Below are 22,228 nucleotides of genomic sequence, written 5' to 3' on the forward strand. Positions count from 1 at the left end.
CCGGCCGGCATGCCGGGCAGCACAAGCCCGCGCGCGACCGGGCGTTCGGCCAGCAGGCGCTTGAGGTCCTCGGCCGGGATGTGGCCCTCGACCACATACCCGCCGATCTCGGCGGTATGGCAGGAGGCCTTGCCGACCGGCACGCCCAGGCGAACCTTGATCGGATTCATGTCATCGGTGTCGCGCACATTGACCTGGAAGCCCGCGGCCTTCAGGTGGTCGACCCAGATGCCGCAGCAACCACAGCTGGCGGTCTTGTGCACGATGGCCACCGGCAAGGCCGGATCGACCTTGGCCGGGCTGGCCTGGATGAGTGCCACCGATGCTGCGCTGGCGATCGGTGCGGCGGCGGATTCTTCGGCGACACGTGCACAGGCGGTCGTGGCAAACACGGTGCCGAGCAGCAGGCCGAGGGAGAGAGTACGGTGCATAGGGAGTGATTCCTTTGCAGAGTCGGGCAACGCAGCCCGCCGCCCGCGCATCGAAGTCGCAGGCAGAGTCGAGAAAAAGTCGAACAGTCATGGCAGGCGCTTGAGCGCCTGCAGGAAATCACGCAATGGGGGGACGCAACGGGTCAGGCATCGGCGGCGATGCCCGTTGCGGGGAACTGGCGGCTGCCGGCGCCTCGCGCCACGGCGAGGCTGGCGTTCCATTCAACGTGGCCAGCATGCCAAGGCAGGTCGGCGGGAGGAACGCTGCAACGAACGGCACGACGCCGGCGGGCGGTCGTTTCGGCTGCGCAGCAAGCCCCACAGTCAAGCACGGCCCACGCCGCTTCGCCAGAGGGCACTGGCTGTTTTCAGCACAACCTGCCAGGGCAACGGTTACAGCCGCGTCTGTACGCGACCACTGCGCTATCCTCGAAACCGCAGGCGGTGGCCCGCCCGCGTTTCCCCCTTGCCCGGACGCGCTGCATGCCTTATTCGATCCCGCCGCACATCCCGCCTGCCGGCACCGCCCAGCGCCCCTTGCAGCGCTGGCGCGGCGGCAGGCAACAGCAGCAGGTCGACATGGTGGCCGAAGAAGTGCCGGTGGCGCTGCGTTACAACGATGCCCCCTTTGCAGTGATGATGGCCACCCCGTGCGACCTGGAAGACTTCGCGCTCGGGTTCTCGCTCAGCGAGGGCCTGATCGACACGCCCTCGCAGCTGCTGTCGATCGAGATCCGCCCGCAGCTGGAAGGCATCGAATTACAGATGACCGTGGCCGAGGAGGCATCCGGTGCCGACCTGGACCCGGCCAATGGACGCCTGCTGCCCGGCCGTGGTGGCTGTGGCCTGTGCGGCACGCGCCAGCTGGAGGAAGTGCTGCGCCCACTACCGCAGGTCCGCGAACGACGCAGCTATGCCGCCGCCGCTCTGCAGCGCGCGGTGGCCACGCTGGCGCAGCACCAGCCGATGAATGCGGTGAGCGGCTCCATCCACGCCGCCGCCTGGGCCGATGCCAGTGGGCGCATCGGCTGGGTCCGCGAGGACGTCGGCCGCCACAACGCGCTGGACAAGCTGATCGGCGCGCTGCACCACAACGAACACACCATTGAAGGCGGCCTGCTGGTGATTTCCAGCCGGGCCAGCTACGAAATGGTCAGCAAGGCGGTGCGCGCCGGTGCCAGCGTGCTGGCTGCAGTCTCGGCACCGACCGCATTGGCGATCGACCTGGCCCGCAGCGCCGGCCTGTGCCTGGTCGGGTTCGCGCGGGAGAGCGGGTTCAATGTGTATACCCATCCGGAGCGGCTGCAGGCGGACGACGGCCACGCCCGCTGAAGATGGCCGGGAGCACAGCGCCCCCGGCCCGGTAGACCTCAGCGCAGCGCGACCTTCGGGAAGTCCACCGGCACGTCGAACGCGACGTTGACGTAGTTGGTGAACAGGTTGAGCGCCACATGCGCGATGATCTCCACGATCTGCTCATCGTCGAAGCCGGCCGCGCGCAGCGCCTGCACATCGCTGTCGGCAATCTGCGCACGCTGCTCGACCACCTTCAGCGCGAAATCCAGGGCAGCGGCAGTCGCAGGGTCACTGGACTGGCCGATCTGTGCGGCAGCCATCCGCTCGCTGCTGGCGCCGGCCTTGCGGCCCAGTGCCGTGTGCGCGGCCAGGCAGTACTCGCAGGCATTGCGGTTGGCAATGGCCACGGCGATCTGCTCGCCCAGCAGCGGCGACAGGCGACCGCCACCGAGTGCGCCGAACGAACCCCACATGCTCTTCAGGGCGGCCGGCGAGTTGGCCACGGCGCGGAACATGGCCGGGGTGGCGCCGAAAGCGGCGTGGACCTGGCCCAGCAGGACCTGGCGGTCGGCGGTGGTGTTGGCGGCATCGATCAGAGGGACACGGGACAGGGTGGATCTCCTTGGGAAAGCGCCCGGGATTGGACGACCCGCTCATCCTAGGGAGACTCTCCGGACGCATCAGTCGTAATTCGCCACACATGTTGTCCATACGTCCATGAGCATGCCCGCCGCCCCTGCGCCAGATCGCCTCTCCTCCCTGCTGGAACGCTTCCGGGTGCAGGCGGCGCTGTTCCACAGTGGCCCGCTGTGCGGGCAGCATGTCTTCGAGCCGCAGCCCGGTCGTGCGTTCCTGCACATCCTGCGCCAGGGTGAAATGGAAGTCCGCCATCCCGACGGCGATATCGCGCTGCCCCGGCTGAAGATCGACACACCCAGCCTGCTGCTGTACCCGCAGCCGCTGCACCATGTGTTCTTCAACGCGCCGCTGGATGGCCCGGATTTCACCTGCGCCACGCTGGATTTCGATGGCGGTGCGCGCAATCCGATCGTGCAGTCGCTGCCACCGGTGATGGTGGTGCCGCTGGCGGCCATCGGCGAACTGGATGACACCCTGCAGCTGCTGTTTGCCGAGGCCGATCGCCAGCGCTGCGGTTCACGGCTGCTGACCAACCGCCTGTTCGAGGTAGCGCTGATCCAGATCCTGCGCTGGGTGGTCGATCATCCGGATGCAGCGGGCGTCAGCCATGGGCTGATGCGCGGGCTGTCCGATGCGCGGCTGGCTCGTACGCTGGTGGCGATGCACCAGGCGCCGCAGGACGAATGGACGCTGCCGCGCATGGCCGCGACCGCCGGCATGTCGCGCAGTGCGTTCGCGGCCGTGTTCAAGGAGGTGATGCAGGCGACGCCGGCCGCTTATCTGCTGGACTGGCGGCTGAGCCTGGCCTGCGCGCAGCTGCGGGCCGGCGTGGCGGTCAAGCAGGTGGCGATCGAGGTGGGGTTTGCCGATACCGCGTCACTGTCGAAGGCGTTCCGCAAGCGGCTGGGGGCATCGCCCAGGGCGTGGCTGGCCGCGAGCGCCACGCAGGCTCGGTAAATGCGTCAGGGTAGGGTCGGCCGCTGGCCGACCATCGCGCAAAGCGCGGGGTTTTCATGGCTTGGCCGCAGAGCAGCCGACCCGCGGTCGGCTCTACCACGGGCGATGTCTGCGCGCCGGCCGGCCGCTCAACTGGACGTGCCGTCAGACTTTGCCAGCAGCCCGGCGATGCGCTCGGCCACCTGGGCACGTACGCCTTCATCCAGCTGCCCTTCGTACATCGCCTCGTAGATCCACAGGCCGTCGGCGGCCAGGCGTGCCACGAAATTGTCGAGCGTCGTCGGATCCACATTCCCGGCCTCCGGCGCGGACGGTGCCCAGCGCTGAACCGCCGGGCCCCACGGACGCTCGCCCGCCTCCGGGTCGGCCGATTCGAGCATGAACATCAGTTCGGCACGGGTGGCGCTCTGGGCCGACACGCGCACGAAGGTCTGGTAACGCTCCAGCGCCGAGGCTTCGTCCGCACGCTTGCCCAGCAGCGTTTCCATGGACGCCTCCCAGGCCTGCGCCAGGTACTCGTCGATCCCGCGCAGCAGCGCCTCGCGCGAGGGAAAGTGGTACAGCAGGCCGCCGCGGGTCAGCTTGGCCTCGGCCGCCACCGACTCGAAGGTCACCGCACGCACGCCGTCACGATTGATCACGTTGACGGCAGCGTCGAGGATGCGGTCGCGCTTGCTGGTTCTCATGGCGTCATTTTACGCGATCGGCGGCGCCCTCACGGCTGCCGGCCCGGCCACGCAGCAGGTGCGCCAGGATCGTCGCGCCCAGCGCCAGTACCGCCGTGATCACCAGCAGCACGCTCTGGTAGCCACGGTCATATGCCGCCGCAGCCAGTGCGAACCAATCACCCTGCCCGCTCGCGCGCGCGGCATGCAGCGCCTGGGTGAAACCCTCGCGGGCAAGCGCGGGCATATCGGCGGAGACCGGCAGGAACGCGCTGTACATCGCTGCGCTCAGGCTGCCCAGCATCGCCACCGCCAACAGGCCACCGAACTCGTAGGACACTTCTTCCACCGACGAGGCCATGCCCGCCCGGTGCGCCGGCACATTGTTGAGGATGGCCGTGGACGCCACCGAGATGGCCGCGCCCATACCGAAGCCGGTGATGGCCATACCGGCGATCACCCAACCGAGGCCGTGCGGGAAGCCGAACGCCACCACGCCGACGCCCAGCGCTCCTGCGGCCAGGCCGCCGCAGATCAGCGGGCGCAGGCCCACCCGGTGCAGGATGCTGCCGCCCAGCAGCGCACTGGGCAGGCTGCCCAGCGCCGCCACTGACACCAGCAGGCCCGCCTGCAGCGGCGTAAAGCCCGCCACCAGCTGGAAGCGCTGGGTGGTGACCAGCTGCAGGCCGGCCATCGCAAACAGGGTGAACACTGCCGACAGCGTGCCGGCCAGGAACGCCGGGTTGCGGAAGATCGCGAAGTCCAGCAGCGGGTACGGCAGCTGATGCTGGCGGCGTGCGAACGCTGCGCCGCTGATGACGGCCAACAGCAGCGCGCCTGCGCCCAGCGCATACGACGGCGGCGTCGCGATCAGCGACTTGATCGCCAGCACCAGGCCGGACAGTGCCGCCAGAGCCAGCAGCGACGAAACCAGGTCCCACGGCCGCGAGGTGTCGCGCTGGCCTTCCGGTGCCAGCAGCAGCGTGGCCACGAACGCGACCACGACCACCGGCACGTTGATCAGGAACACCGAGCCCCACCAGAAATGCTGCAGCAGCCAGCCACCGATGATCGGGCCGAGCGCCGCACCGACGATGGCCACCGAACCCCAAATGGCGATGGCGATGTTGCGTTCGCGCTCTTCGTGGAAGCTCAGGCCGATCAGCGCCAGCGTGGCCGGCATCATCGCGGCCGCGCCGACGGCCAGCAACGCGCGTGCGGCAATCAGCTGCGCTGCGCTGGCTGCGAACGCCGCTGCCAGCGACGCCACGCCGAACACCACCAGGCCGATCAGGAACATGCGGCGGTGGCCGATGCGGTCGCCCAGCGTGCCCGCCCCCAGCAGCAGGCCGGCCATCACCAGTGGATAGGCATTGATGATCCACAGCGCCTGGCCGGCGCTGGCCGAGAGTTCCCCAGTCAGTGTGGGCAGTGCGGTGTAGAGCACCGAGTTATCCAGCGTGACCAGCAGCAGGCCGGCGGCGACGGTGAACAACAGTGCCCAGCGACGGGCACGCGACAGGGCCGGAGCACCGGCCAAGGGCTGGGACAGAGCCATGGGAGAACCTGATGCGGTGAAGTACCACCATAACTATACAGGATATCCGGTATAGTTATGGAAACAGTCTCACTGGTTCAGATTGGGGTCCGGCCAATGTTCATGTTGCCGCGCCGCTCCTGCCGAGTGTGGCCGGTGTCAGGGATCATCACCGGCAGTCTTCCGGCAGCGCGGCGATGGCTGATACCACGGCCGCCTGCATGCCCTGCCCTACGGCCATGTCCAGCTCCCCACCTGTATTCCCATGCTGGCGCCGCAGTTCGTCCTCGCACAGCCCGCGCACCCGCGCCCGGGCATTGGCGCGCAGGCTGCTGCACCGCCAATCGGTGCCACCCAGCGGCAACACCGAATACACCACGCTGTTGCAGGCATTGCCGGCCCGCTGCTGCAACGACACCCCATCAAAATCCCGTGGTTCGCTGCTGCGCTGCGGGTCGAAGTAGCTGTCCGGGAACGTGCGTGCGTACTGTTCGATGTCCACGGCCATGCTGCGCCCACCGGCCAGCGGCATCTGCAGCGGCTGGCCGCACGGCGTCGCATCAGCGCGATGCTGGATGTACTGGTAGATCGGCCGGTCCAGCGATGGGTCCTGCTGGGTCACCGCACTCACCGCCGCCAGCACCGGCAGCGATGCACGATTGGCCATGCGCGCCAACAGACCTGCCTGCGCCGCCTGGCAGCGGTCGCGCACTGTTGCCGCGAGCAGGAACAGCACGTCGTTGCGGAAGGCGTGGTCATCAGCCAGGCGCTGTTCGATGCGCTGGCGGGCATCGGAAGAAGGCGCCGGAAATGCGACCGACGGCGGCGCGGTGGGGGCGTGCTGCCACCACACCAGCAGCACGAGTGCGCCCAGCAGCATCCCCGCAGCAATGATCCAGCGCCGGCGCATCAGTTGTGGATCGCCGTCAGCGTGGCCGCGGCAGCATCGTAGGAGGCGCTGGCGATGTCCGCGTCGAAGCGCTTAACCTGCAGGCGGCCGACAAGCCGGTAGGGATCCCACAGATCGCCCAGCGTGATCGGCGTCGCCAGGGTCACGTGGATGATCTGGTTCGGCGGCGGTGGCGGCACGTGGATGCAGGCACCGTAGAACGGTACGAACAGCAGTTCATCCACCAGGCCGGCATCGTTGGTGCCGAGCGGTACGACGTAGCCATCCAGGTCCACCGCGCGGCCATCGGCAGCATCGACCACCTGCGAAGAACCGAACTGTCTTGCGCGGTCCGGGCTGGAATGATCGATCTGCTGTCCCGGTGGCGTGCCGGAGCCGGTGTCGTCGATCAGCCCGCCCACCCCGTCCATGCCATTGCGTGACAGGCCGATCTGCGGGGGTGGGCGTTGATAGGTCACTTCGTCGGGCCGCAGCGCGTCCCAGCGGTCAATGGGGGCTTCGGCCGTGGCGGAGGGCGCCGGTTTGTCCTGCGGCGTGACCACCACGGCATCGCCGCCCGGCGACGTACAGCCCGCCAGCCACAGGCATCCCAGCATGAGCAAAAGGGGGCTACGGTTCATACGGCCTCAGCTCCGCATCGCGCATGGTGTAGGCCGAGCCGGCCAGATCGTCATCCAGCCGTTCGGCACGCAGGGTGCCGGCCAGGAAGAATGGCGAGTACATGTCCGGCATCTCGATCGGGCGCGGCAGCACCACGTGCACGATCTGGTTCGGCGGCGGCGGCGGCACGTGGATGCAGGCGCCGTAGTACGGCACGAACAGGAATTCGGTCAGCCGCCCGTCCTGCGCATTGGCCAGCGGTACCACGTAGCCTGGCAGGCGCACCGGTCGCTGCAGGACCGTGTCCACCGTGCGGAAGGTGCCGAACTGCGGCATGCGCCGGTTGCCGTTGTGCTCGACCTCCGGGCCCTCGCCCCGCTCCAGCGCGGCCAGTTCGTCCTCGGGCATCATCTGCAACCAGTCCAGCTCCTGCTCTGCCGCAACCGAAGCGTCAGCGCGGTCGACAACCGGCGCAGGTGGCAAGGCCTGCAAACCGGTATCCACCGGCCGCTCACAGGCGGCCAGCGCCAGCACCATCGGCACTACCCGCATCCATCGCATGCTCAGCCTCCCGGTGAAAGGCCATCGGCCAAGGTGCGCCGGTAAGCCAGCAATGCCGGCACCAGCCCGGCCACTGTGCTGATCAGCAGCACCCCCGCCACCCATCCCAGCTCGCGGCCGTCCGGCCACACATGGCTGATCGACAAACCGAAGGTGGCCAGTACCCAGCCGCGCCCGGCAATGCTGGCGACCACCAGCAGCGACAGGGCCAGCACGCACGCCACCGCACTGGTCGCCACCGCTTCCACCACGAGCAGGCCAGCGATGTAACCCGGCCGTGCCCCGGTGGCACGCAGGATGGCCATCTCACGCCGCCGCTCCTGCAGGGTCGAAACCAGCAGCGCCACCAGCGAAACCATGCCCAGCAGCACCACCATCGCACTGATCAGCTGCAACGCACGCTCGGCGGTGCCCAGCGACTGCCATAGCTGCTGCAGCGTCACGCCGGGCAGGATTGCCAGCATCGCCTCGTCCGGGTACTCGTTGATCCTGCGCTGCACCGAGAACGTGGCAATGCGCGAGTTCAAGCCGAGCATGAAGGCGGTGATGCTGGTCGGGGTCAGGTCCAGATGACGCGCCTGCTCGGCGCTGACGCTCTGGCGGCGCAGCTGCACGCCCGAGCGCCAGTCGACATGGATCGCCTCGATGGCCGGCAGCGAGACCAGCAGCGACGAGTCGACCGGCGTGCCCGTGCGCTGCAGGATGCCGGCGACACGGAATGGCTTGTCGGCATGCGTGGCCAGGCTGACCGCGCCGGTGCCGTGCGCCAGCACGATCTCATCGCCGAGGACGACCTTCTGTGCCTGTGCCACCTCGGCACCGATCACCACGTCATACAGGTCATCGAACGGCCGTCCGCTCGCGAACGCAAGCACGTGCCCGGCGCCGTAGCGGTAGTGCTCGAAATAGGCATCGCTGGTACCGACCACGCGGTAGCCACGCCAGGAATCGCCCAGCGAAAGCGGCACCGCCCACTTCACCTGCGGCATTGCGGACAGCGCCTGGTAGGACTGCCAGGACACGTTATTGGTCGGGTCGCCGATATGGAACACTGAGTACAGCAGCAGGTTCACCGGCCCCGAACGCGCACCGACGATCAGGTCGGTACCGGACACGGTGCTGGCGAAGCCTTCGTGTGCTTGCGTGCGCACGCGCTCGACGCCCAGCAACAGCACCACGCTGAGGGTGATGACCAGCACGGTCAGGCCCACGCTCAACGCACGGCTGCGCAGGCTGGCCCAGGCAAGCTCAAGCATGGCCGGCACCTGCCTGGTTGATCTGAGACAGGGCAATCGTGCGGTCGAACAACCGCTCCAGGCTGTCGTCATGGCTGACCACCAGCACCGTGGTGCCGGCCGCCTGGCACTGCGCAGACATCAGCTGCAGGAACGCGGTGGCCGCGTCGCGATCGAGCGCCGAGGTTGGCTCATCTGCCAGCAGCAACGCCGGGCGGCCGATCAGGGCGCGTGCCGCCGCCACGCGCTGCTGCTGGCCAACGCTGAGTGTGCCTGCGCGCCGCTGCATCAGCGCCGGGTCCAGCTGCAGGGCCTGCAGCAGGCGGGTGATCTCGGCATCCACCGGGCCGCTGATGCGCGCGCTGCGCACGCGCGAGAAGCGCAGGCCCAGTGCGATGTTGTCGCGCACACTGAGAAACGGCAGCAGGTTGAACTGCTGGAAGATCACGCCCAGGTGGTCGGCACGGAAGCGGTCGCGTGCGGCGCCACGCATCGCCTGCAGTGCGTGGCCGGCGACCTCCACGCTGCCCTTGCCGGGCAGCAACACGCCCGCCAGCAGGCCCAGCAGCGTGCTCTTCCCGCCACCGCTGATCCCGCGCAGCAGCACGCTGCTGCCCTGCTCAATCCACAGCCGCGGCACATCCAGCACCAGGCGCCGGCCATAGCCGAACTGCACGCCATCCAGCGCGATCACCGGTCGCAGGCTCACGGTGCCAGCACCACGCGCAGATTGTCCGCAGTCAACACGCTGCGGTTCTGGCCACGTCCGGTGGCGCTGTTGACGATCACTTCGTGCAGGCCCGGGAACAGTACGGGCAGGCGCACGACCATGGCCCGCAGCTCGGCCGGCCTGGCGCAGTGGTACTGCAGCGTTGCGCTGAACCCCGCGTGCCGGTGCTGGCCTGGCGGCGGCGCGGCAGCCGACGCATCGAAGCCCTCGGCCTTGGCATCGTTGCCGGAAAGGCGGCAGCCCGCCGCGGTAGGCAGGGTGACCCAGCTGCCGCTCTGCAGCAGCGCAGTCGCACGCGCCAGCGCGGCCTGCTCGGCCGCGTTGGCCGGCGGCCGCTCGAAATCAAGGATGCCGATGCCGGGGGCCTGCAGGGCGAACTCCAGCGTCTGCTGGTCAAGCGCAACATCGACGGTGGCCTGGCCGTGCACATGCGCACCCAACTGGCGGACGTCATGGGCCTGCGCGGTGCTGGCCGCCAGCAGCAGGAAAAGAGCAGCAGAAGACTTCATGGGGGATGCTCCAATTGTTACTATGTAACATTATGGACCACATCCCCACGACGCCCGCAAGGGCCCTGGCCCAGCCGCCACGTTCGGCACGCTGGCACCCCCGCTTCGATCTTGCCGGGGCCTGGCTGTCCCTGGCCTGCGCCGCCCACTGCATCGCCCTGCCCCTGCTGCTGGCCTTCGTGCCGGCCGCGATGATGGCGCTGCGCTCGTTCCAGCATCCCGGCCATGGCGCAATGACATTGCTGCTGATGATGTCGCGCTGGGAATGGCTGTTCGCGCTGCTGGCCTCGTCGCTGGCCTTGGCGAGTACCTCGGCCGGGGTGTATCGGCATCGGTACTGGTGCCCCCTGCGGTTGGCGTGCGTCGGCGCCATCCTGCTGTTGTCGGCCTCGCTGTACCTGCCGTTGAAGGAATCGCTGCTCTGGCACGGCGTGGCGACAGCCAGCGGTGGCGTGCTGCTGGCATGCGCGCATATCGGAAACCGGCGCGCGCTGCACAACCGCCGGTAGTGCCGGTCGCTGGCCGGCAGCGGCGGTGATCCGGCAGATGGGGAAGCCGGCCAGCGGCCGGCTCTACCGATCTTTATTCATCGAACGGGCGCTGGCCGAGCGTCTGCGTCACGTGGTCGACGAAACAGGTGATGCGCGCGGCCAGCGCGGTGTTGCGGTAGTACACCGCATTGATCGGCTGCCGCACGTCCTGCGTCTGTTTGCCGAACAGCTGCACCAGTCGGCCCTCGCGCCGGTCCTGGCGGGTCAGGAAGTCGGACAGGCAGGCGATGCCCAACCCGGCCACCGCCATCTGCCGCAGTGTCTCGCCACTGGATGAAGCGATGGCCGGCGCGATCACGAAAGGCCCGCCATCGGCATCCTGCAGCGGCCATTCGTTCAAGGAGCTGGGCTGGGTGAAGCCCAGCAGGTCGTGCTGGCGCAGCTGCTCCACGCGCGTGGGCGTGCCGTGCCTTCGCAGGTATTCGGGGCTGGCCACCACGCGGATGCGACTGTGGCCGATCGGCCGCGCATGCAGGGTCGAATCGCGCAGCACGCCGATGCGGAACGCCACATCGGTGCGCTTTTCGATCAGGTCGGTGATGCCCTCGTTGGAATTCAACTCCAGCTCTACCTGCGGGTAGCGCTCGCGGAAGCCCTCCAGCAGCGGCACGATCACGTGCAGCATGAACGGCGTGGCGGCGTCCACGCGCAGGCGCCCGACCGGCCGCAGCCGCCGCGCCGCCATCTGTTCCTCGGCCTCGTCCACCGTGGCCAGGATCGTGCGCGCGTACTCCAGGAACGCCGCGCCCTCCTCGGTCAGTTCCAGCCGGCGCGTGGTCCGCCGCAGCAGCGTGGTCTGCAGCTTGTCCTCCAACCGCGCCAAGGTGCGGCTGGTGGCCGAGATGGTCAGCTCCAGCGCCTCGGCCGCCGCCGTGATCGAGCCACCATCGACCACCGCCACGAAGGCCTTCAGCTCATCCAGGGTGGTTTTCATTATTTACCTCGTTGCAAAAGAATTTCCCGTATACACGGCTTAATCAACAAATGTAAAGCGCCCACACTTCGCCCTGTCCCGAGCCCGCCGGCTCTCAACGAAGTCCCTGGAGTCCATCATGAGCGTTCCTTCCTTTGGCGTCGGCACCTTCCGCCTGACCGGCCAGACCGTCATCGACTCGGTGCGCAACGCCCTCGACGTCGGCTACCGTGCGATCGATACGGCGCAGATCTACGGCAACGAAGCCGAGGTCGGCCAGGCCATCGCCGAATCCGGCATCCCGCGCGACCAGCTGTTCCTGACCACCAAGATCTGGGTCGACAACTACGCCGACGACAAGCTGATCCCGAGCCTGCGCGACAGCCTGGCCAAGTTGCGCACCGACTACGTCGACCTGCTGCTGATCCACTGGCCGGCGCCGGGCAATGGCGTTGAACTGCGCGAGTACATGACCGCGCTGGCCGAAACCAAGACGCTGGGCCTGACCCGCCAGATCGGTGTGTCCAACTTCAACATCGAACTGACCCGGCAGGCCATCGAGGTGGTCGGCGTTGGCGAGATCGCCACCAACCAGATCGAACTGAGCCCCTACCTGCAGAATCCGGCACTGACTGCTTTCCTGCAGGACCAGGGCATCACCGTCACCTCCTACATGACCCTGGCCTATGGCAAGGTGCTGAAGGACCCGGTACTGGCCGCCGTCGCCGACAAGCACCAGGCCACCGTAGCCCAGGTCGCGCTGGCGTGGGCGCTGCAACTGGGCTACGCGGTCATCCCGTCGTCGACCAAGCGCGAGAACCTGGCCAGCAACCTGCTCGCCCAGGACCTGCGCCTGGATGCCGACGACATGGCCGCGATCGCCGCGCTTGACCGCAACGGCCGCGAAGTCGATCCGCCGGGCCTGGCCCCGGCTTGGGACTGAGGAGCTTCGCCATGGGCAGTGCGTTGGCGCGGCTGCAGGCCGGGGGTTTCAGCATCGGCATCGAAGCACCGCTGGACAATGACTGGACGCCGCTGGGCGAACAGGCGCGACGCGCCGCGCGACGCCTGCCCGGCGAACCGGACCTGCAGCGCCATGCGGAGCTGGCACGGCTGGCCGACCGTCTCGGCTTCCGTGCGCTGTGGGTACGCGACGTGCCGGTGTACGACCCGGCCTTCGGCGATGCGGCGCAGGTGTTCGAGGTGTTCAGTTACCTCGGCTACCTGGCCGGCATCACCGCGCACATCCTGCTGGGTACCGGTGCGGTGGTGCTGCCGATCCGAGAGCCGTTGCTGACCCTGAAGTCGGCGCGCAGCGTGCAGCGGCTCAGCGGCGACCGCCTGCTGCTGGGCGTGGCCAGCGGCGACCGCCCGGTGGAGTACCCGCTGTTCGGCCGCGACTTCGACAGCCGTGGCAGCCGCTTCCGCGAGCAGATCGCACTGTTGCGCGAAGGCGCCGCCGCGCACCTGCCGCAGGGCCTGGATGTGCTGCCCGCGGATGGCCCGGCCCTGCCGCTTTTCGTGGCCGGCCTGGCCCAGCAGCAACCGGCGTGGATCGGCCAGCACATGGACGGCTGCCTGGCCTACCCGGGCAGGCCACAGGACCATGCGCAACGTGTAGCGGCCTGGCGCGCCGTGGCCGGCAACAAGCCCTATGCCAGCTTCATCCACCTGGACCTGGTGGCCGATGCCAATGCCCCCCTGCAGCGCTGGCGCTTCGGCCTGCGCGGCGGCCGCAACGCCCTGCTGGCCGAACTGCGCGCCATGCAGGCGGCCGGTGTCCACCACATCGGCCTGCAGTTCCGCCGCAACGAACGGCCCCTGGCCGAAACCTTCCACGAAATCGCCGAGTACGTGCTGCCGCACTTCCCGGCCCATGCCGGCGCCGCCGCGGCGGCCTGACCGTTACCGGAGCTTTGCCATGAAGATGAAGACCCTGGCCGCGCTTGCACTGGCTACCCTACCGCTGTCTTTCCAGGCCACCGCCGAGGACTGGTATCCCTCTGCCTATGGCGCGAACGATGAGATCGGCGCGGCCAACCTGCTGACCGCGGATGTGGTCAAGCGCGCGGTCTCGCTGGTCAGGACCGGCAAGACCTATCCGCTGGCGGTGCCGGTGGACAAGAACCTGCCCGCGTTCCGCCATCGCAGCTTCCGCCTGTACAACGTGCAGGTCGGCCAGCAGGCCGGCAGGTCGCTGGGCCCCAACAGGTTCACCTTCAACGATGAACTGGTGAACGCCTGGACCGGCGTTGGCACCCAGCTCAACGGCATCGGCCATATCGGCATCGACAACGTCTACTACAACGGCAACAGGGCCGCCGACTTCGTCACCGTGGACGGCGTGCGCAAGCTCGGCGTCGAGAAGGTGCCGCCGATGGTCACCCGCGGCGTGGTGCTGGACATGACCGCGTACTACGGCAAGGCGATCGTGCCCGGCGGCACCGAGTTCACCGTGGCCGACATCCAGGCCGTGCTGAAGAAGCAGGGCCTGAGCCTGCGCAAGGGCGACGTGGTGCTGTTCAACACCGGCTGGCTGGAACTGATCGGCAAGGACAACACGCAATTCCTGGACGTGGAACCGGGTATCGGCATGGAGGCGGCGAAGTGGCTGGCCGACCAGGGCATCGTCGCCTTCGGTGGCGACACCTGGGCCTCGGAGGTCTACCCGAACCCGAACGGTGCCGAGGAATTTCCGGTCAACCAGTACATGCTGGCCAAGCGCGGCATCTACAACCTGGAGCTGATCGACAGCCGTGCCCTGGTCCGAGACAAGGCCTGGGAATTCCTATTCGTACTCGGCCAACCGCTGTACGTGGGCTCGACCCAGGTCAACATCAACCCGGTGGCGATTCGATGAACGCTGCAACCGACCTGCCCGTGTTCGCTGGCCGGCGCTTCCGCGTCCGCTATGACGGCCTGGCCGCTGACAACATCTACAGCGCCGATGGCCGCCACGTGCAGTACGCCATCGTCTCCGGCGCCTATGCCGGTGCGCAGGGCGAAGCCGCCTGCGAGTGGCAGCAGATCAGCGAAGGGGTCTATGCCATTTCGTGGCAGGAAGCCGATGGCGCATCGGTGGTGCATGTCGATGACTTCGTCGGCGGGCGTTCGCTGGCCTGGTTCACCGCCACCGATGGCAGTTTCCATCGCATGCAGGGGTCGTTGGCAGCGCTGTGATGCCGGCCAGCGGCCGGCACTACCCAAGCAATACCCCACTCTGTTTGACCGGGCCCGGTAGTGCCGGCCGCTGGCCGGCAACCTCGGCCTGGTCGAACACCCCAGCCACCCAGTCGATGAACACCCGCAACCGCGGCGACGGCGTGCGGTTGCGCGGGTAGACCAGGCTCAACGGGCTTGGCGTCGGCGGCGCATCAGGCAGCAGCTCGACCAGCTGCCCGCGCGCGATGTACGGGTCCATCCGGTAGCGCGGCGCCTGGATGATGCCCAGGCCTGCCAGCGCGGCACCGAGGAACGCATCCGCGCCGGACACACGCACCCGCGCCGGCAGCGGCAGGTAACGCACCTGCCCGCGCTGCTGGAACTCCAGGGGAATCAGCTGGCCGGTGGCGCTGGAGCGATAGCCAACCATTTCATGCCCGTCCAGCAGTGACTCGATGCTGCCTGGGACGCCCTTGGCCTGCAGGTAGCCCGGCGCGGCCACCGTCACCTCGCGCAGCATCGTCAACCGGCGCGCCGCCAGATCGCTGTCGGCCAGCGTCCCCACCCGCAACGCCGCATCCACGCCTTCGCTCAGCAGATCGACATAGCGGTCGCCTTCGCTGACGTCCAGTTCGATCTCCGGGTAGCGCTGCAGGAAGTCCGGCAGCTGCGGAAACAGCAGGTGCCGGCCCAGCGTGCCGTGCACTTCAATGCGCAACGGGCCGCGCGGCGGCGCGTCACGGAACGCGGCCTCGGCATCGTCCATGTCGGCGATCAGGCGCAGGCATCGCCCGTAGAAGGCTTCGCCTTCCAGCGTCGGCACCACCTGCCGCGTGGTCCGGTGCAGCAGGCGCACGCCCAGCCGCTGTTCCAGCGCCTTGATCGCGTCGGTCACCGTGGCGCGCGGCAGCCCGAGGTCCTCGGAGGCCCGGGTGAAGCTGCGGCGCTCGACGATACGGACGAAGGCGCGCATGGCCGTGAAGCGGTCCATTGTTCGGCTATCCGGATGATGTAGGCGGATTATGCAGGATTATCCGAACGTGCGATGGCGCGAAGATGGCCCTGCGTCGCTCCGGCGTGCCCAGTGGAAGCCACCATGACCCTCTCCCCCGCCCGCTCTGTCGCCCTGGTCACCGGCGGCTCCCGTGGCATCGGCGCCGCCATCTCCCGCCGGCTCGCCGCCGACGGCCACGCGGTCGCGATCAACTATGCGGGCCGCCGCGGCGACGCCGAAGCCTTGGCGGCCGAACTCGGCGCAGCCGGCGCGCAGGCCATTGCGCTTCAGGCCGATGTCGCCGATCCGCAGGCGGTGCGGCAGCTGTTCGACGCCATCGAAGTCCGCTTCGGCGGCATCGACGTGGTGGTCAACAGCGCGGGCGTACTGCAGTTGGCACCATTGGCCGACACCGACGATGCCCTGTTCGAGCGGGTGATCGGCATCAACCTCAAGGGCGCCTTCAATGTGCTGCGCGAAAGTGCACGACGGGTGCGCGACGCCGGGCGCATCGTCACGCTGTCCACCAGCGTGGTCGGGACCCGGCTGGAGAACTACAGCGTGTATGCGGCCAGCAAGTCGGCGGTGGAGACGATGGGCGCGATCCTCAGCAAGGAGCTGCGCGGGCGCAACATCACCGTGAACGCCGTGGCGCCGGGCCCGACCGCTACCGAGCTGTTCCTGGATGGAAAATCGCCGGAGCTGATCGAGCGGCTGGCGAAGATGCCCCCCCTGGAGCGGCTGGGTACGCCAGAGGACATCGCCGGTGCGGTGGCCTTCCTGGCCGGTGCCGATGGCGGATGGATCAATGGCCAGGTACTGCGCGCCAACGGTGGGATGGTGTAGGTCGCGCGGACGGCATCCACGCATGGCGCGGATCGCACCTGCGTGTGACGCGCGAATTCGGTAGAGCCGAGCCCACGCTCGGCTGCTCTTCGCGCAAAGGCCGGAAGCAGCCGAGCGTGGGCTCGGCTCTACAGCAGGGTCAGGCGCTACGGTCCTCGCGGCGCCGGTGTACCCAGTAGTACAGCGTGGGCAGTACCAGCAGGGTCAGCAGCATCGCCGACAGCAGGCCACCGATCACCACCACAGCCAGCGGCTTCTGGGTCTCGGCACCGATCGCATGCGAGGTCGCCATCGGCAGCAAACCGAACATCGCCAGCAGCGCGGTCATCAGCACCGTGCGCAGGCGCTGCAGCGAGCCCTGCACCACGGATTGCAGCAGGTCCATGCCCTGCTCGCGCAGCTGGGCGAAGCGACTGAGCATCACCACCCCGTTCAGTACCGCCTGCCCGAACAACGCGATGAACCCGATCGCCGCCGACACCGACAGAGGGATGCCGGTCAACCACAGGGCCAGGATGCCGCCGATCATCGCCAGCGGCACGTTGGCCAGGATCAGCGCCGCGCTGCTGATGTCCTTGAAGGCATCGAACAGCAGCACGAAGATGATCAGCACCGACAGCGGAATCACCCAGCCCAACCGCTTCATCGCACGCTGCTGGTTCTCGAACTCGCCGGACCACTCCAGCCGGTAGCCTTCCGGCAGCTGCACGCTGGCCTCCACGCGCTTGCGCATGTCGGCCACCACGCTGCCCATGTCACGCCCGGCGATGAAGATGCTCACCGCCTTGACCCGCTGTGCGTTCTCGCGCGAGATGTTGATCGCGCCGCTGGCCATGCGGAAGTCGGCCACGTCGGACAATGTCACCGTGTGCCCATCGCCGATGCCGACCGGGACCGTGCGCAGCCGCTGCAGGTCACGATCAGCATCGTCCAGGCGCAGGGTGATCGGGAACCTGCGGTCACCCTCCCACAGCTCGCCGACCTGGCGCCCGCCCAGTGCAGTCTCGATCACCGCGTCGATGTCGCGCACGTTCAAGCCATAGCGCGCGGCGCGGTCGCGGTCGATGTCGATCTGCAGCTGCGGCAGCGAACCGTCGCGATCGATGAACGCGCTTTCCACGCCGTCCACCGCACGCACCTGGGCCAGGATCGCCTGCGCCTGCTGGTTCAGCACGTCCAGATCCGAGCCACTCACCTTGATCACCACCTGGCCCTTGATCTGCGAGATGCTCTCGAGGATGTTGTCGCGCACCGGCTGCGAGATCGAGAACTCCGGCCCTGGAATGCGCTGCTCCAGCGTGCGCTGCAGATCGCTCACCAGCTGCCGCTTGTCCACGCCCTTCGGCCACTCTTCCTCCGGCTTCAACGCCACCAGCGCCTCGATCTGGTTGGCACCCTTGGCATCGGAGCCATCCTCCGGGCGCCCGAGCTTGGCCACCACCGTCGATACCTGCGGGAAGGTGCCGACCAGCTCGCGGATGCGCCGCGACTGCTGCTGCGCCTCGGCCAGGCTGGTGCTCGGGTCGAGCGTTGCGGTCAGCCAGATCGATCCTTCGTCCAGCTCGGGCAGGAACTCCGAACCCAACCTTGTGCCCAGCGCCAGCGTGCCGACCAGCAGCGCAACCGCAGTCAGCACCACCGCACGCGGGCGGGCCAGTGCGCGTTCCAGGATCGGCTTGTACCAGCCGGTCAGGCGGTCCATCAGTGGATTGCCATCGCGCATGCGGTCGCGCCGCAGCCACCAGTAGCAGAACAGCGGCACTACGGTCAGTGCGAGGATCAACGCACCGATCAATGCCGAGGTCACCGAGTACGCCATCGGCGCGAACATGCGGCCTTCCTGTCGCTGCAGGGTGAAGATCGGGATGTGCGCGGCGATGATGATCAGCATCGAGAAGAACGTCGGCCGCCCCACTTCCGTTGCGGCCGACAGAATGGTCGAGAACCGCGTCTTCCGATCAGCCGTAGGTGGCAGCTTCGACAATCGCGAGACAATGTGCTCGGTAACAATCACCGCGCCATCGATGATGATGCCGAAGTCCATCGCGCCCAACGACAGCAGGTTGGCCGGCACGCCCCACAGATGCAGGCCGAGGAAGGTCGACAACAGCGCCAGCGGCATCATCGCCGCCACGATCAGCGCGGCGCGGGCGTTGTACAGGAACAGCCACAGCACCAGGAACACCAGCACCGCGCCTTCCAGCAGGTTGCGGAAGACGGTCTTCAGCGTGGTCGACACCAGCCACGAGCGGTCGTAGAACGGCTCGATGCTGACCCCGGCCGGCAGCTGGTTCGCCTCGATCTCGGCAATGCGCGCATGCAGGGCGTCGAGCACGTCGGACGGATTCTCGCCCTTGCGCATCAGCACCATGCCGAACACCGCATCGTCATTGTCGTCCTGGCCGACCAGGCCCTGCCGGGGCAGGCCGGTGTCGGCAATGCCGGCCAGGTCGCGCACCAGTATTGGCGTGCCCCCGCGCTGCGTAACCACCACGTTGCCGATGTCGGCCGGCGAACGCATCAGGCCTACGCCACGGATCAGGAACTGCTGCTGGCCGCGTTCCACGTAGCCGCCGCCGGCATTCGAGCTGCCCTTCTCCATCGCCTCGGCGAACTCACCCAGGCTGATGCCGCGGTCACGCAGCTTGTCCAGGTCCGGCTTGACCTGGAAGGTGCGCGCGAAGCCGCCGAAACTGATCACATCGGCCACGCCCGGCACGGTGCGCAGGCTGCGCTCCATCGTCCATTCCTGCACGGTGCGCAACTGGGTCGGCGTCATGTGCGGGCCTTTCAGCACGTACCGGTAGATCTCACCCACCGCCGAACTCATCGCCTCCAGTTCCGGGGTCACCCCTTCCGGCAGCTCCACCCCCTGCAGGCGCTCCAGCACCTGCTGGCGCGCGAAGTAGTCATCGGCCTTGTCGTCGAAGGTCAGGATGATCATCGACAGGCCGAACTGGGTGTGCGAGAACACCCGCACCGAATGCGGAATGCCGGACAGCGCCACTTCCAGCGGCATCGTCACCTCGCGCTCGACCTCTTCGGCGGCGCGGCCCGGGTGCAGCGATACGACCGTCACCTGGGTATCGGACACATCCGGGAAGGCCTCCACCGGCAACACGCGGAACGCAGCAATGCCAGCGCCGATGAACAGCAGCAGCGCCAGCATCACCATCAGCGGCTGGCGCAGGCAATAGGCAATCAGGCGATCGATCATGGGGCGGCGTGCCCCGTGCCGGTGCTGGCGGCTGCCGGCGCGCTATCCACCAGCTGCTGCAGCAGCAGGCCACCCTCGACCACCACCCTGCTGCCCGCCGCCAGGCCTTCACGCACCCACAGGCGGCCGTCACCCAGTTCCTCGGCGTGCACGGCATGGCGCACGAAGCGGCCCTTTGCTTCCTCCACGAACACCACCTGCTTGCCGTCGATCAGCAGCACCGCCGCATCCGGAAGCGAGACACCGCCCTCGGCCGGCAACGCCACCTGCGCACGCACGTACTGGCCGGCCTTGAATGCCCGTGCCCGGTTGTCCAGCTCGGCGCGCGCCTGCACCACGCGGCGCTCGCTGTCGACGAAGTCATCCACGTGCTGCAGGGTCGCCTGCAGCGGCCGTCCATCGGCGACGGTCAGGCTCACCTGCATGCCCGCCCTCAAGCGCCCTGCCTGGCTCTCGGGAACATCCAGCAGCAACCACAAGCGGTCCGGATCGCCAATCACTGCCAACGGCTGTTCGCTGTCGGGGCTGACCGCCATGCCCGGGCTCATCCGCCGTTCCACCAGCACGCCGTCGATGGGGGCGCGCAGCGGCAGGCGCTGGTCGACGTGCAGGCCATTGCCATACGCCTTGGCGAAGGCGGTCGCACGCGCGTGATCGGCCTGGCTGCCGGCAAAGTTGGCCTCGGCCTCGTCCAGTTCACGGCCCGATGCCACACCCGCCGCATGCAGCTCGCGGATGCGATCCAGTTCCCTGCGGGCCTGTTGCAGTTCGGCGCGGCCGCGCACGCCGTCGGCCTGGGCCTGGCCGAACTCGGGCGAAGTGATCCAGGCGATCACCTGGCCCGCCTTCACTTTCTGCCCCGGCTGCGCATCGATACGCGCCACCTGCCCCGCCAATGGCGTGCGCAGTACACTGGAGCGGGTCTCGTCCCAGGCCACCCGACCCGGCAGCTGCAGGCTGGCGCTGGCGCCGGCGGTCACCGCCTCGCTGCGCAGCACGTCCAGCTGGCGACTGCCGGCCGGAAACTGGATCTGGCCGCCGCTGATCTGCGGCGCGTCCTCGATGTACGAGGCCGGCTCGCGGCCGCAGCCACCCAGCAGCGCCAGCGCCAGCAAGGCCGGCAGCACGGCGTGTCGCGCCCGCAGACGATGGGCGACAGTGGACTTCATCAGGACTCTCCTTCAGCAACGGATGTGGCCGCTTCCCAGCGCGCCAACGCAATGGCATGGTCGGCACGCGCCTCGATCAGCGCAGCCTCGAAGTCGCGCCAGCTACGGCGCGCATCCAGCAGATCGGTCAGGCTGGCGGCACCGCGGCGGTAGGCCAGTTCGATGCCCCGCACCGCCTTGCGTGCAGCGTCGGACTGCAGCCCTTCATAGTCGCTGCGACGCTGCGCGGCGGACTGCGCGCTGGCCTGCAACTGGTCCAGTTCGGCGCGCGCTTCGCGCTGCAGCACCTGCAGTTCCAGCGCGGCACTGTCACGGTCGGCCTCGGCACGCTGGATCGCGCCGCGTGCACGCGACGGGCCGCCCAGCGGGATGGTCAATGACACACCCCAGGTGACGCCGCTGATGTCGGTCGGCTCGCGTTCGGCTTCCACGCCCAGCTGGACGTCGCGATGGCGCTCGCTGCGCGCCAGTGCTACACCGGCATCGGCCGCGGCCAGGCGCGAACGCGCCGCACGCAGATCGGCACGCTGCTGCGGATCGAATGCGCGCGTTGCGGCAACGGCTGCGGGGTCGGGCCAGGGATCATCGGCGCTCAGGTCGCCGCTGTCGTCACGGCCGAGCAGCAGGCCCAGCGCATGCCGCGCATCGCGCAGATCCAGCACTGCCTCGCGCGCCGCGTCGGCCACCGCCAGGTCGTCCACCGCCAGCCGCGCGCGGTCGACCGGCGCCATCGCCCCGGTGGCAACCTGCTTGTCGGCTGCCGCCATCTGTTCGGCCGAACTCTGGCGGTTGGCCTCGGCAATCTGCACCCGCTCCTGCGCGCGCTTCAGGCCGAAGTAGGCCTCATGCAGCGCTACCTGCTGCCGGCGCCGGGTATCGAGCATCTCCAGCCCGGCCACTTCCAGCAGTGCATCGGCCTGGCGGATGCGCAATGCGCGCTTGCCACCGCGCTCCCAGGTCCAGCCCAGGCCCAGCGTGCTGTCCACCCGCTTGTCCTGCCAGCGTCCCGGGCCGATGCCGTGCTTCGGGCTGATCTTGCTGCTGCCGATCGACAGCTCGGTGGGCGGGCGCAGCGCGGCGGCCTGCGCGTCGCCCTGCACCCCGCGCAGCTCCAGCGCCGCCGCACGCAGGTCCGGGTTATGCGCTTCCATGGCGCGCTGCGCCTCCTGCAGGGACAGTGCCGATGCCGCAGGTGCGCACAGGAGGGCAGCCAACACAGCCGCAAGACAAGGGGAGAAATTCATGCGCGTCACGGTAAGGTGACGCACTTGCGCCAATCTTGCCCCAACCTTGCACGAAGCTTGCA

23 protein-coding genes are annotated in these 22,228 nt (G+C 68.4%); 8 read left to right on the top strand and 15 right to left on the bottom strand.

Going from position 1 to position 22,228, the window contains the following annotated elements; all coding sequences use genetic code 11:
* Nucleotides 1-431 (bottom strand): DUF411 domain-containing protein (locus tag AB839_RS21165; protein WP_082783331.1); only part of this gene is annotated, 431 nt, incomplete at its 3' end.
* Between the two features lie 483 nt (nucleotides 432-914).
* Here AB839_RS21165 and fdhD point away from each other — a divergent pair.
* Nucleotides 915-1,763, top strand: coding sequence for a formate dehydrogenase accessory sulfurtransferase FdhD (gene fdhD, locus AB839_RS11070; protein ID WP_061479401.1), 849 nt, complete (start codon nucleotides 915-917; stop codon nucleotides 1,761-1,763).
* A 38-nt stretch (nucleotides 1,764-1,801) separates the two neighbouring features.
* On the opposite strand, the gene AB839_RS11075 is transcribed toward fdhD, so the two are convergent.
* Nucleotides 1,802-2,338, bottom strand: coding sequence for a peroxidase-related enzyme (locus tag AB839_RS11075; RefSeq protein ID WP_061479402.1), 537 nt, complete (start codon nucleotides 2,336-2,338; stop codon nucleotides 1,802-1,804).
* Between the two features lie 106 nt (nucleotides 2,339-2,444).
* Here AB839_RS11075 and AB839_RS11080 point away from each other — a divergent pair, with 106 nt between their 5' ends.
* Complete coding sequence (locus tag AB839_RS11080) at nucleotides 2,445-3,323, top strand: AraC family transcriptional regulator (RefSeq protein WP_061479403.1); 879 nt, start codon at nucleotides 2,445-2,447, stop codon at nucleotides 3,321-3,323.
* 128 nt (nucleotides 3,324-3,451) lie between these two features.
* Here AB839_RS11080 and AB839_RS11085 read toward each other — a convergent pair whose 3' ends face one another.
* The 8 genes from AB839_RS11085 to AB839_RS11120 all read right to left on the bottom strand — a co-directional run bounded on the left by AB839_RS11085 (nucleotide 3,452) and on the right by AB839_RS11120 (nucleotide 10,070).
* Nucleotides 3,452-4,009 (bottom strand): TetR/AcrR family transcriptional regulator, encoded by a 558-nt coding sequence (locus AB839_RS11085; protein ID WP_061479404.1) that lies wholly within the window; start codon nucleotides 4,007-4,009, stop codon nucleotides 3,452-3,454.
* 4 nt (nucleotides 4,010-4,013) lie between these two features.
* Entirely contained in the window at nucleotides 4,014-5,546 is a 1,533-nt protein-coding gene (locus AB839_RS11090; protein WP_061479405.1) for an MFS transporter, read from the bottom strand.
* A 148-nt stretch (nucleotides 5,547-5,694) separates the two neighbouring features.
* Nucleotides 5,695-6,435 carry a hypothetical protein gene (locus tag AB839_RS11095; protein WP_061479406.1) on the bottom strand — a complete coding sequence of 247 codons (741 nt, stop codon included), beginning with the start codon at nucleotides 6,433-6,435 and terminating at the stop codon, nucleotides 5,695-5,697.
* A complete protein-coding gene (locus AB839_RS11100) occupies nucleotides 6,435-7,055 on the bottom strand; it encodes a DUF3299 domain-containing protein (protein ID WP_061479407.1) in 621 nt (206 codons plus the stop codon). Before AB839_RS11100 ends, AB839_RS11095 begins: the two co-directional genes overlap by 1 nt.
* Nucleotides 7,045-7,596, bottom strand: coding sequence for a DUF3299 domain-containing protein (locus tag AB839_RS11105; RefSeq protein ID WP_061479408.1), 552 nt, complete (start codon nucleotides 7,594-7,596; stop codon nucleotides 7,045-7,047). The genes AB839_RS11100 and AB839_RS11105 overlap by 11 nt, the downstream gene beginning before the upstream one ends.
* A gap of 2 nt (nucleotides 7,597-7,598) precedes the next feature.
* Complete coding sequence (locus AB839_RS11110; protein WP_061479409.1) at nucleotides 7,599-8,852, bottom strand: ABC transporter permease; 1,254 nt, start codon at nucleotides 8,850-8,852, stop codon at nucleotides 7,599-7,601.
* On the bottom strand, nucleotides 8,845-9,540 hold the full coding sequence (locus tag AB839_RS11115) for an ATP-binding cassette domain-containing protein (protein ID WP_061479410.1): 696 nt from the start codon (nucleotides 9,538-9,540) through the stop codon (nucleotides 8,845-8,847). The genes AB839_RS11110 and AB839_RS11115 overlap by 8 nt, the downstream gene beginning before the upstream one ends.
* Entirely contained in the window at nucleotides 9,537-10,070 is a 534-nt protein-coding gene (locus AB839_RS11120) for a DUF2796 domain-containing protein (protein WP_061479411.1), read from the bottom strand. The genes AB839_RS11115 and AB839_RS11120 overlap by 4 nt, the downstream gene beginning before the upstream one ends.
* Before the next feature lie 32 nt (nucleotides 10,071-10,102).
* Here AB839_RS11120 and AB839_RS11125 point away from each other — a divergent pair, with 32 nt between their 5' ends.
* Entirely contained in the window at nucleotides 10,103-10,579 is a 477-nt protein-coding gene (locus tag AB839_RS11125; protein ID WP_061479412.1) for a MerC domain-containing protein, read from the top strand.
* 73 nt (nucleotides 10,580-10,652) lie between these two features.
* Here AB839_RS11125 and AB839_RS11130 read toward each other — a convergent pair whose 3' ends face one another.
* Nucleotides 10,653-11,555, bottom strand: a complete 903-nt coding sequence (locus AB839_RS11130; RefSeq protein ID WP_061479413.1) for a LysR family transcriptional regulator — start codon at nucleotides 11,553-11,555, stop codon at nucleotides 10,653-10,655.
* Nucleotides 11,556-11,673: 118 nt separating this feature from the next.
* On the opposite strand from AB839_RS11130, the gene dkgB reads away from it, so the two are divergent.
* The 4 genes from dkgB to AB839_RS11150 are packed head-to-tail and all read left to right on the top strand — an operon-like array spanning nucleotide 11,674 to nucleotide 14,714.
* Nucleotides 11,674-12,477 (top strand): 2,5-didehydrogluconate reductase DkgB, encoded by an 804-nt coding sequence (gene dkgB, locus AB839_RS11135; protein WP_061479414.1) that lies wholly within the window; start codon nucleotides 11,674-11,676, stop codon nucleotides 12,475-12,477.
* Between the two features lie 11 nt (nucleotides 12,478-12,488).
* A complete protein-coding gene (locus AB839_RS11140) occupies nucleotides 12,489-13,436 on the top strand; it encodes a TIGR03571 family LLM class oxidoreductase (RefSeq protein WP_061479415.1) in 948 nt (315 codons plus the stop codon).
* A gap of 19 nt (nucleotides 13,437-13,455) precedes the next feature.
* Nucleotides 13,456-14,394: a cyclase family protein gene (locus AB839_RS11145; RefSeq protein WP_082783332.1), complete on the top strand. Its 939-nt coding sequence runs from the start codon at nucleotides 13,456-13,458 to the stop codon at nucleotides 14,392-14,394.
* Complete coding sequence (locus AB839_RS11150; protein WP_061479416.1) at nucleotides 14,391-14,714, top strand: hypothetical protein; 324 nt, start codon at nucleotides 14,391-14,393, stop codon at nucleotides 14,712-14,714. Before AB839_RS11145 ends, AB839_RS11150 begins: the two co-directional genes overlap by 4 nt.
* A 19-nt stretch (nucleotides 14,715-14,733) precedes the next feature.
* Here AB839_RS11150 and AB839_RS11155 read toward each other — a convergent pair whose 3' ends face one another.
* Entirely contained in the window at nucleotides 14,734-15,687 is a 954-nt protein-coding gene (locus tag AB839_RS11155; RefSeq protein WP_061479417.1) for a LysR family transcriptional regulator, read from the bottom strand.
* Between the two features lie 105 nt (nucleotides 15,688-15,792).
* Here AB839_RS11155 and AB839_RS11160 point away from each other — a divergent pair, with 105 nt between their 5' ends.
* Entirely contained in the window at nucleotides 15,793-16,536 is a 744-nt protein-coding gene (locus AB839_RS11160) for an SDR family oxidoreductase (RefSeq protein ID WP_061479418.1), read from the top strand.
* 139 nt (nucleotides 16,537-16,675) lie between these two features.
* On the opposite strand, the gene AB839_RS11165 is transcribed toward AB839_RS11160, so the two are convergent.
* From AB839_RS11165 to AB839_RS11175, 3 genes are read right to left on the bottom strand one after another with little or no spacing between them, the layout of a single operon-like run.
* The gene (locus tag AB839_RS11165) at nucleotides 16,676-19,753 is read right to left on the bottom strand and encodes a CusA/CzcA family heavy metal efflux RND transporter (RefSeq protein ID WP_061479419.1); all 3,078 of its coding nucleotides are present in this window, start codon (nucleotides 19,751-19,753) and stop codon (nucleotides 16,676-16,678) included.
* On the bottom strand, nucleotides 19,750-20,922 hold the full coding sequence (locus AB839_RS11170; RefSeq protein WP_061479420.1) for an efflux RND transporter periplasmic adaptor subunit: 1,173 nt from the start codon (nucleotides 20,920-20,922) through the stop codon (nucleotides 19,750-19,752). The genes AB839_RS11165 and AB839_RS11170 overlap by 4 nt, the downstream gene beginning before the upstream one ends.
* The gene (locus AB839_RS11175) at nucleotides 20,922-22,166 is read right to left on the bottom strand and encodes a TolC family protein (RefSeq protein ID WP_061479421.1); all 1,245 of its coding nucleotides are present in this window, start codon (nucleotides 22,164-22,166) and stop codon (nucleotides 20,922-20,924) included. Before AB839_RS11175 ends, AB839_RS11170 begins: the two co-directional genes overlap by 1 nt.
* Between the last annotated feature and the right edge of the window lie 62 nt (nucleotides 22,167-22,228).

Source organism: Stenotrophomonas sp. DDT-1 (assembly GCF_001580555.1).
Classification (GTDB): Bacteria; Pseudomonadota; Gammaproteobacteria; order Xanthomonadales; family Xanthomonadaceae; genus Stenotrophomonas; species Stenotrophomonas sepilia.

What these genes read in the sequence shown, in the direction of transcription:
- AB839_RS11085 (WP_061479404.1), bottom strand. Translation starts at nt 4,009, where the DNA reads ATGAGAACCAGCAAGCGCGACCGCATCCTCGACGCTGCCGTCAACGTG.
- AB839_RS11105 (WP_061479408.1), bottom strand. Translation starts at nt 7,596, where the DNA reads ATGCGATGGATGCGGGTAGTGCCGATGGTGCTGGCGCTGGCCGCCTGT.
- AB839_RS11150 (WP_061479416.1), top strand. Translation starts at nt 14,391, where the DNA reads ATGAACGCTGCAACCGACCTGCCCGTGTTCGCTGGCCGGCGCTTCCGC.
- AB839_RS11175 (WP_061479421.1), bottom strand. Translation starts at nt 22,166, where the DNA reads ATGAATTTCTCCCCTTGTCTTGCGGCTGTGTTGGCTGCCCTCCTGTGC.
- AB839_RS11155 (WP_061479417.1), bottom strand. Translation starts at nt 15,687, where the DNA reads ATGGACCGCTTCACGGCCATGCGCGCCTTCGTCCGTATCGTCGAGCGC.
- AB839_RS11160 (WP_061479418.1), top strand. Translation starts at nt 15,793, where the DNA reads ATGACCCTCTCCCCCGCCCGCTCTGTCGCCCTGGTCACCGGCGGCTCC.
- AB839_RS11165 (WP_061479419.1), bottom strand. Translation starts at nt 19,753, where the DNA reads ATGATCGATCGCCTGATTGCCTATTGCCTGCGCCAGCCGCTGATGGTG.
- AB839_RS11080 (WP_061479403.1), top strand. Translation starts at nt 2,445, where the DNA reads ATGAGCATGCCCGCCGCCCCTGCGCCAGATCGCCTCTCCTCCCTGCTG.
- fdhD (WP_061479401.1), top strand. Translation starts at nt 915, where the DNA reads ATGCCTTATTCGATCCCGCCGCACATCCCGCCTGCCGGCACCGCCCAG.
- AB839_RS11095 (WP_061479406.1), bottom strand. Translation starts at nt 6,435, where the DNA reads ATGCGCCGGCGCTGGATCATTGCTGCGGGGATGCTGCTGGGCGCACTC.
- AB839_RS11100 (WP_061479407.1), bottom strand. Translation starts at nt 7,055, where the DNA reads ATGAACCGTAGCCCCCTTTTGCTCATGCTGGGATGCCTGTGGCTGGCG.
- AB839_RS11110 (WP_061479409.1), bottom strand. Translation starts at nt 8,852, where the DNA reads ATGCTTGAGCTTGCCTGGGCCAGCCTGCGCAGCCGTGCGTTGAGCGTG.
- AB839_RS11170 (WP_061479420.1), bottom strand. Translation starts at nt 20,922, where the DNA reads ATGAAGTCCACTGTCGCCCATCGTCTGCGGGCGCGACACGCCGTGCTG.
- AB839_RS11130 (WP_061479413.1), bottom strand. Translation starts at nt 11,555, where the DNA reads ATGAAAACCACCCTGGATGAGCTGAAGGCCTTCGTGGCGGTGGTCGAT.
- AB839_RS11140 (WP_061479415.1), top strand. Translation starts at nt 12,489, where the DNA reads ATGGGCAGTGCGTTGGCGCGGCTGCAGGCCGGGGGTTTCAGCATCGGC.
- AB839_RS11120 (WP_061479411.1), bottom strand. Translation starts at nt 10,070, where the DNA reads ATGAAGTCTTCTGCTGCTCTTTTCCTGCTGCTGGCGGCCAGCACCGCG.
- dkgB (WP_061479414.1), top strand. Translation starts at nt 11,674, where the DNA reads ATGAGCGTTCCTTCCTTTGGCGTCGGCACCTTCCGCCTGACCGGCCAG.
- AB839_RS11090 (WP_061479405.1), bottom strand. Translation starts at nt 5,546, where the DNA reads ATGGCTCTGTCCCAGCCCTTGGCCGGTGCTCCGGCCCTGTCGCGTGCC.
- AB839_RS11125 (WP_061479412.1), top strand. Translation starts at nt 10,103, where the DNA reads ATGGACCACATCCCCACGACGCCCGCAAGGGCCCTGGCCCAGCCGCCA.
- AB839_RS11145 (WP_082783332.1), top strand. Translation starts at nt 13,456, where the DNA reads ATGAAGATGAAGACCCTGGCCGCGCTTGCACTGGCTACCCTACCGCTG.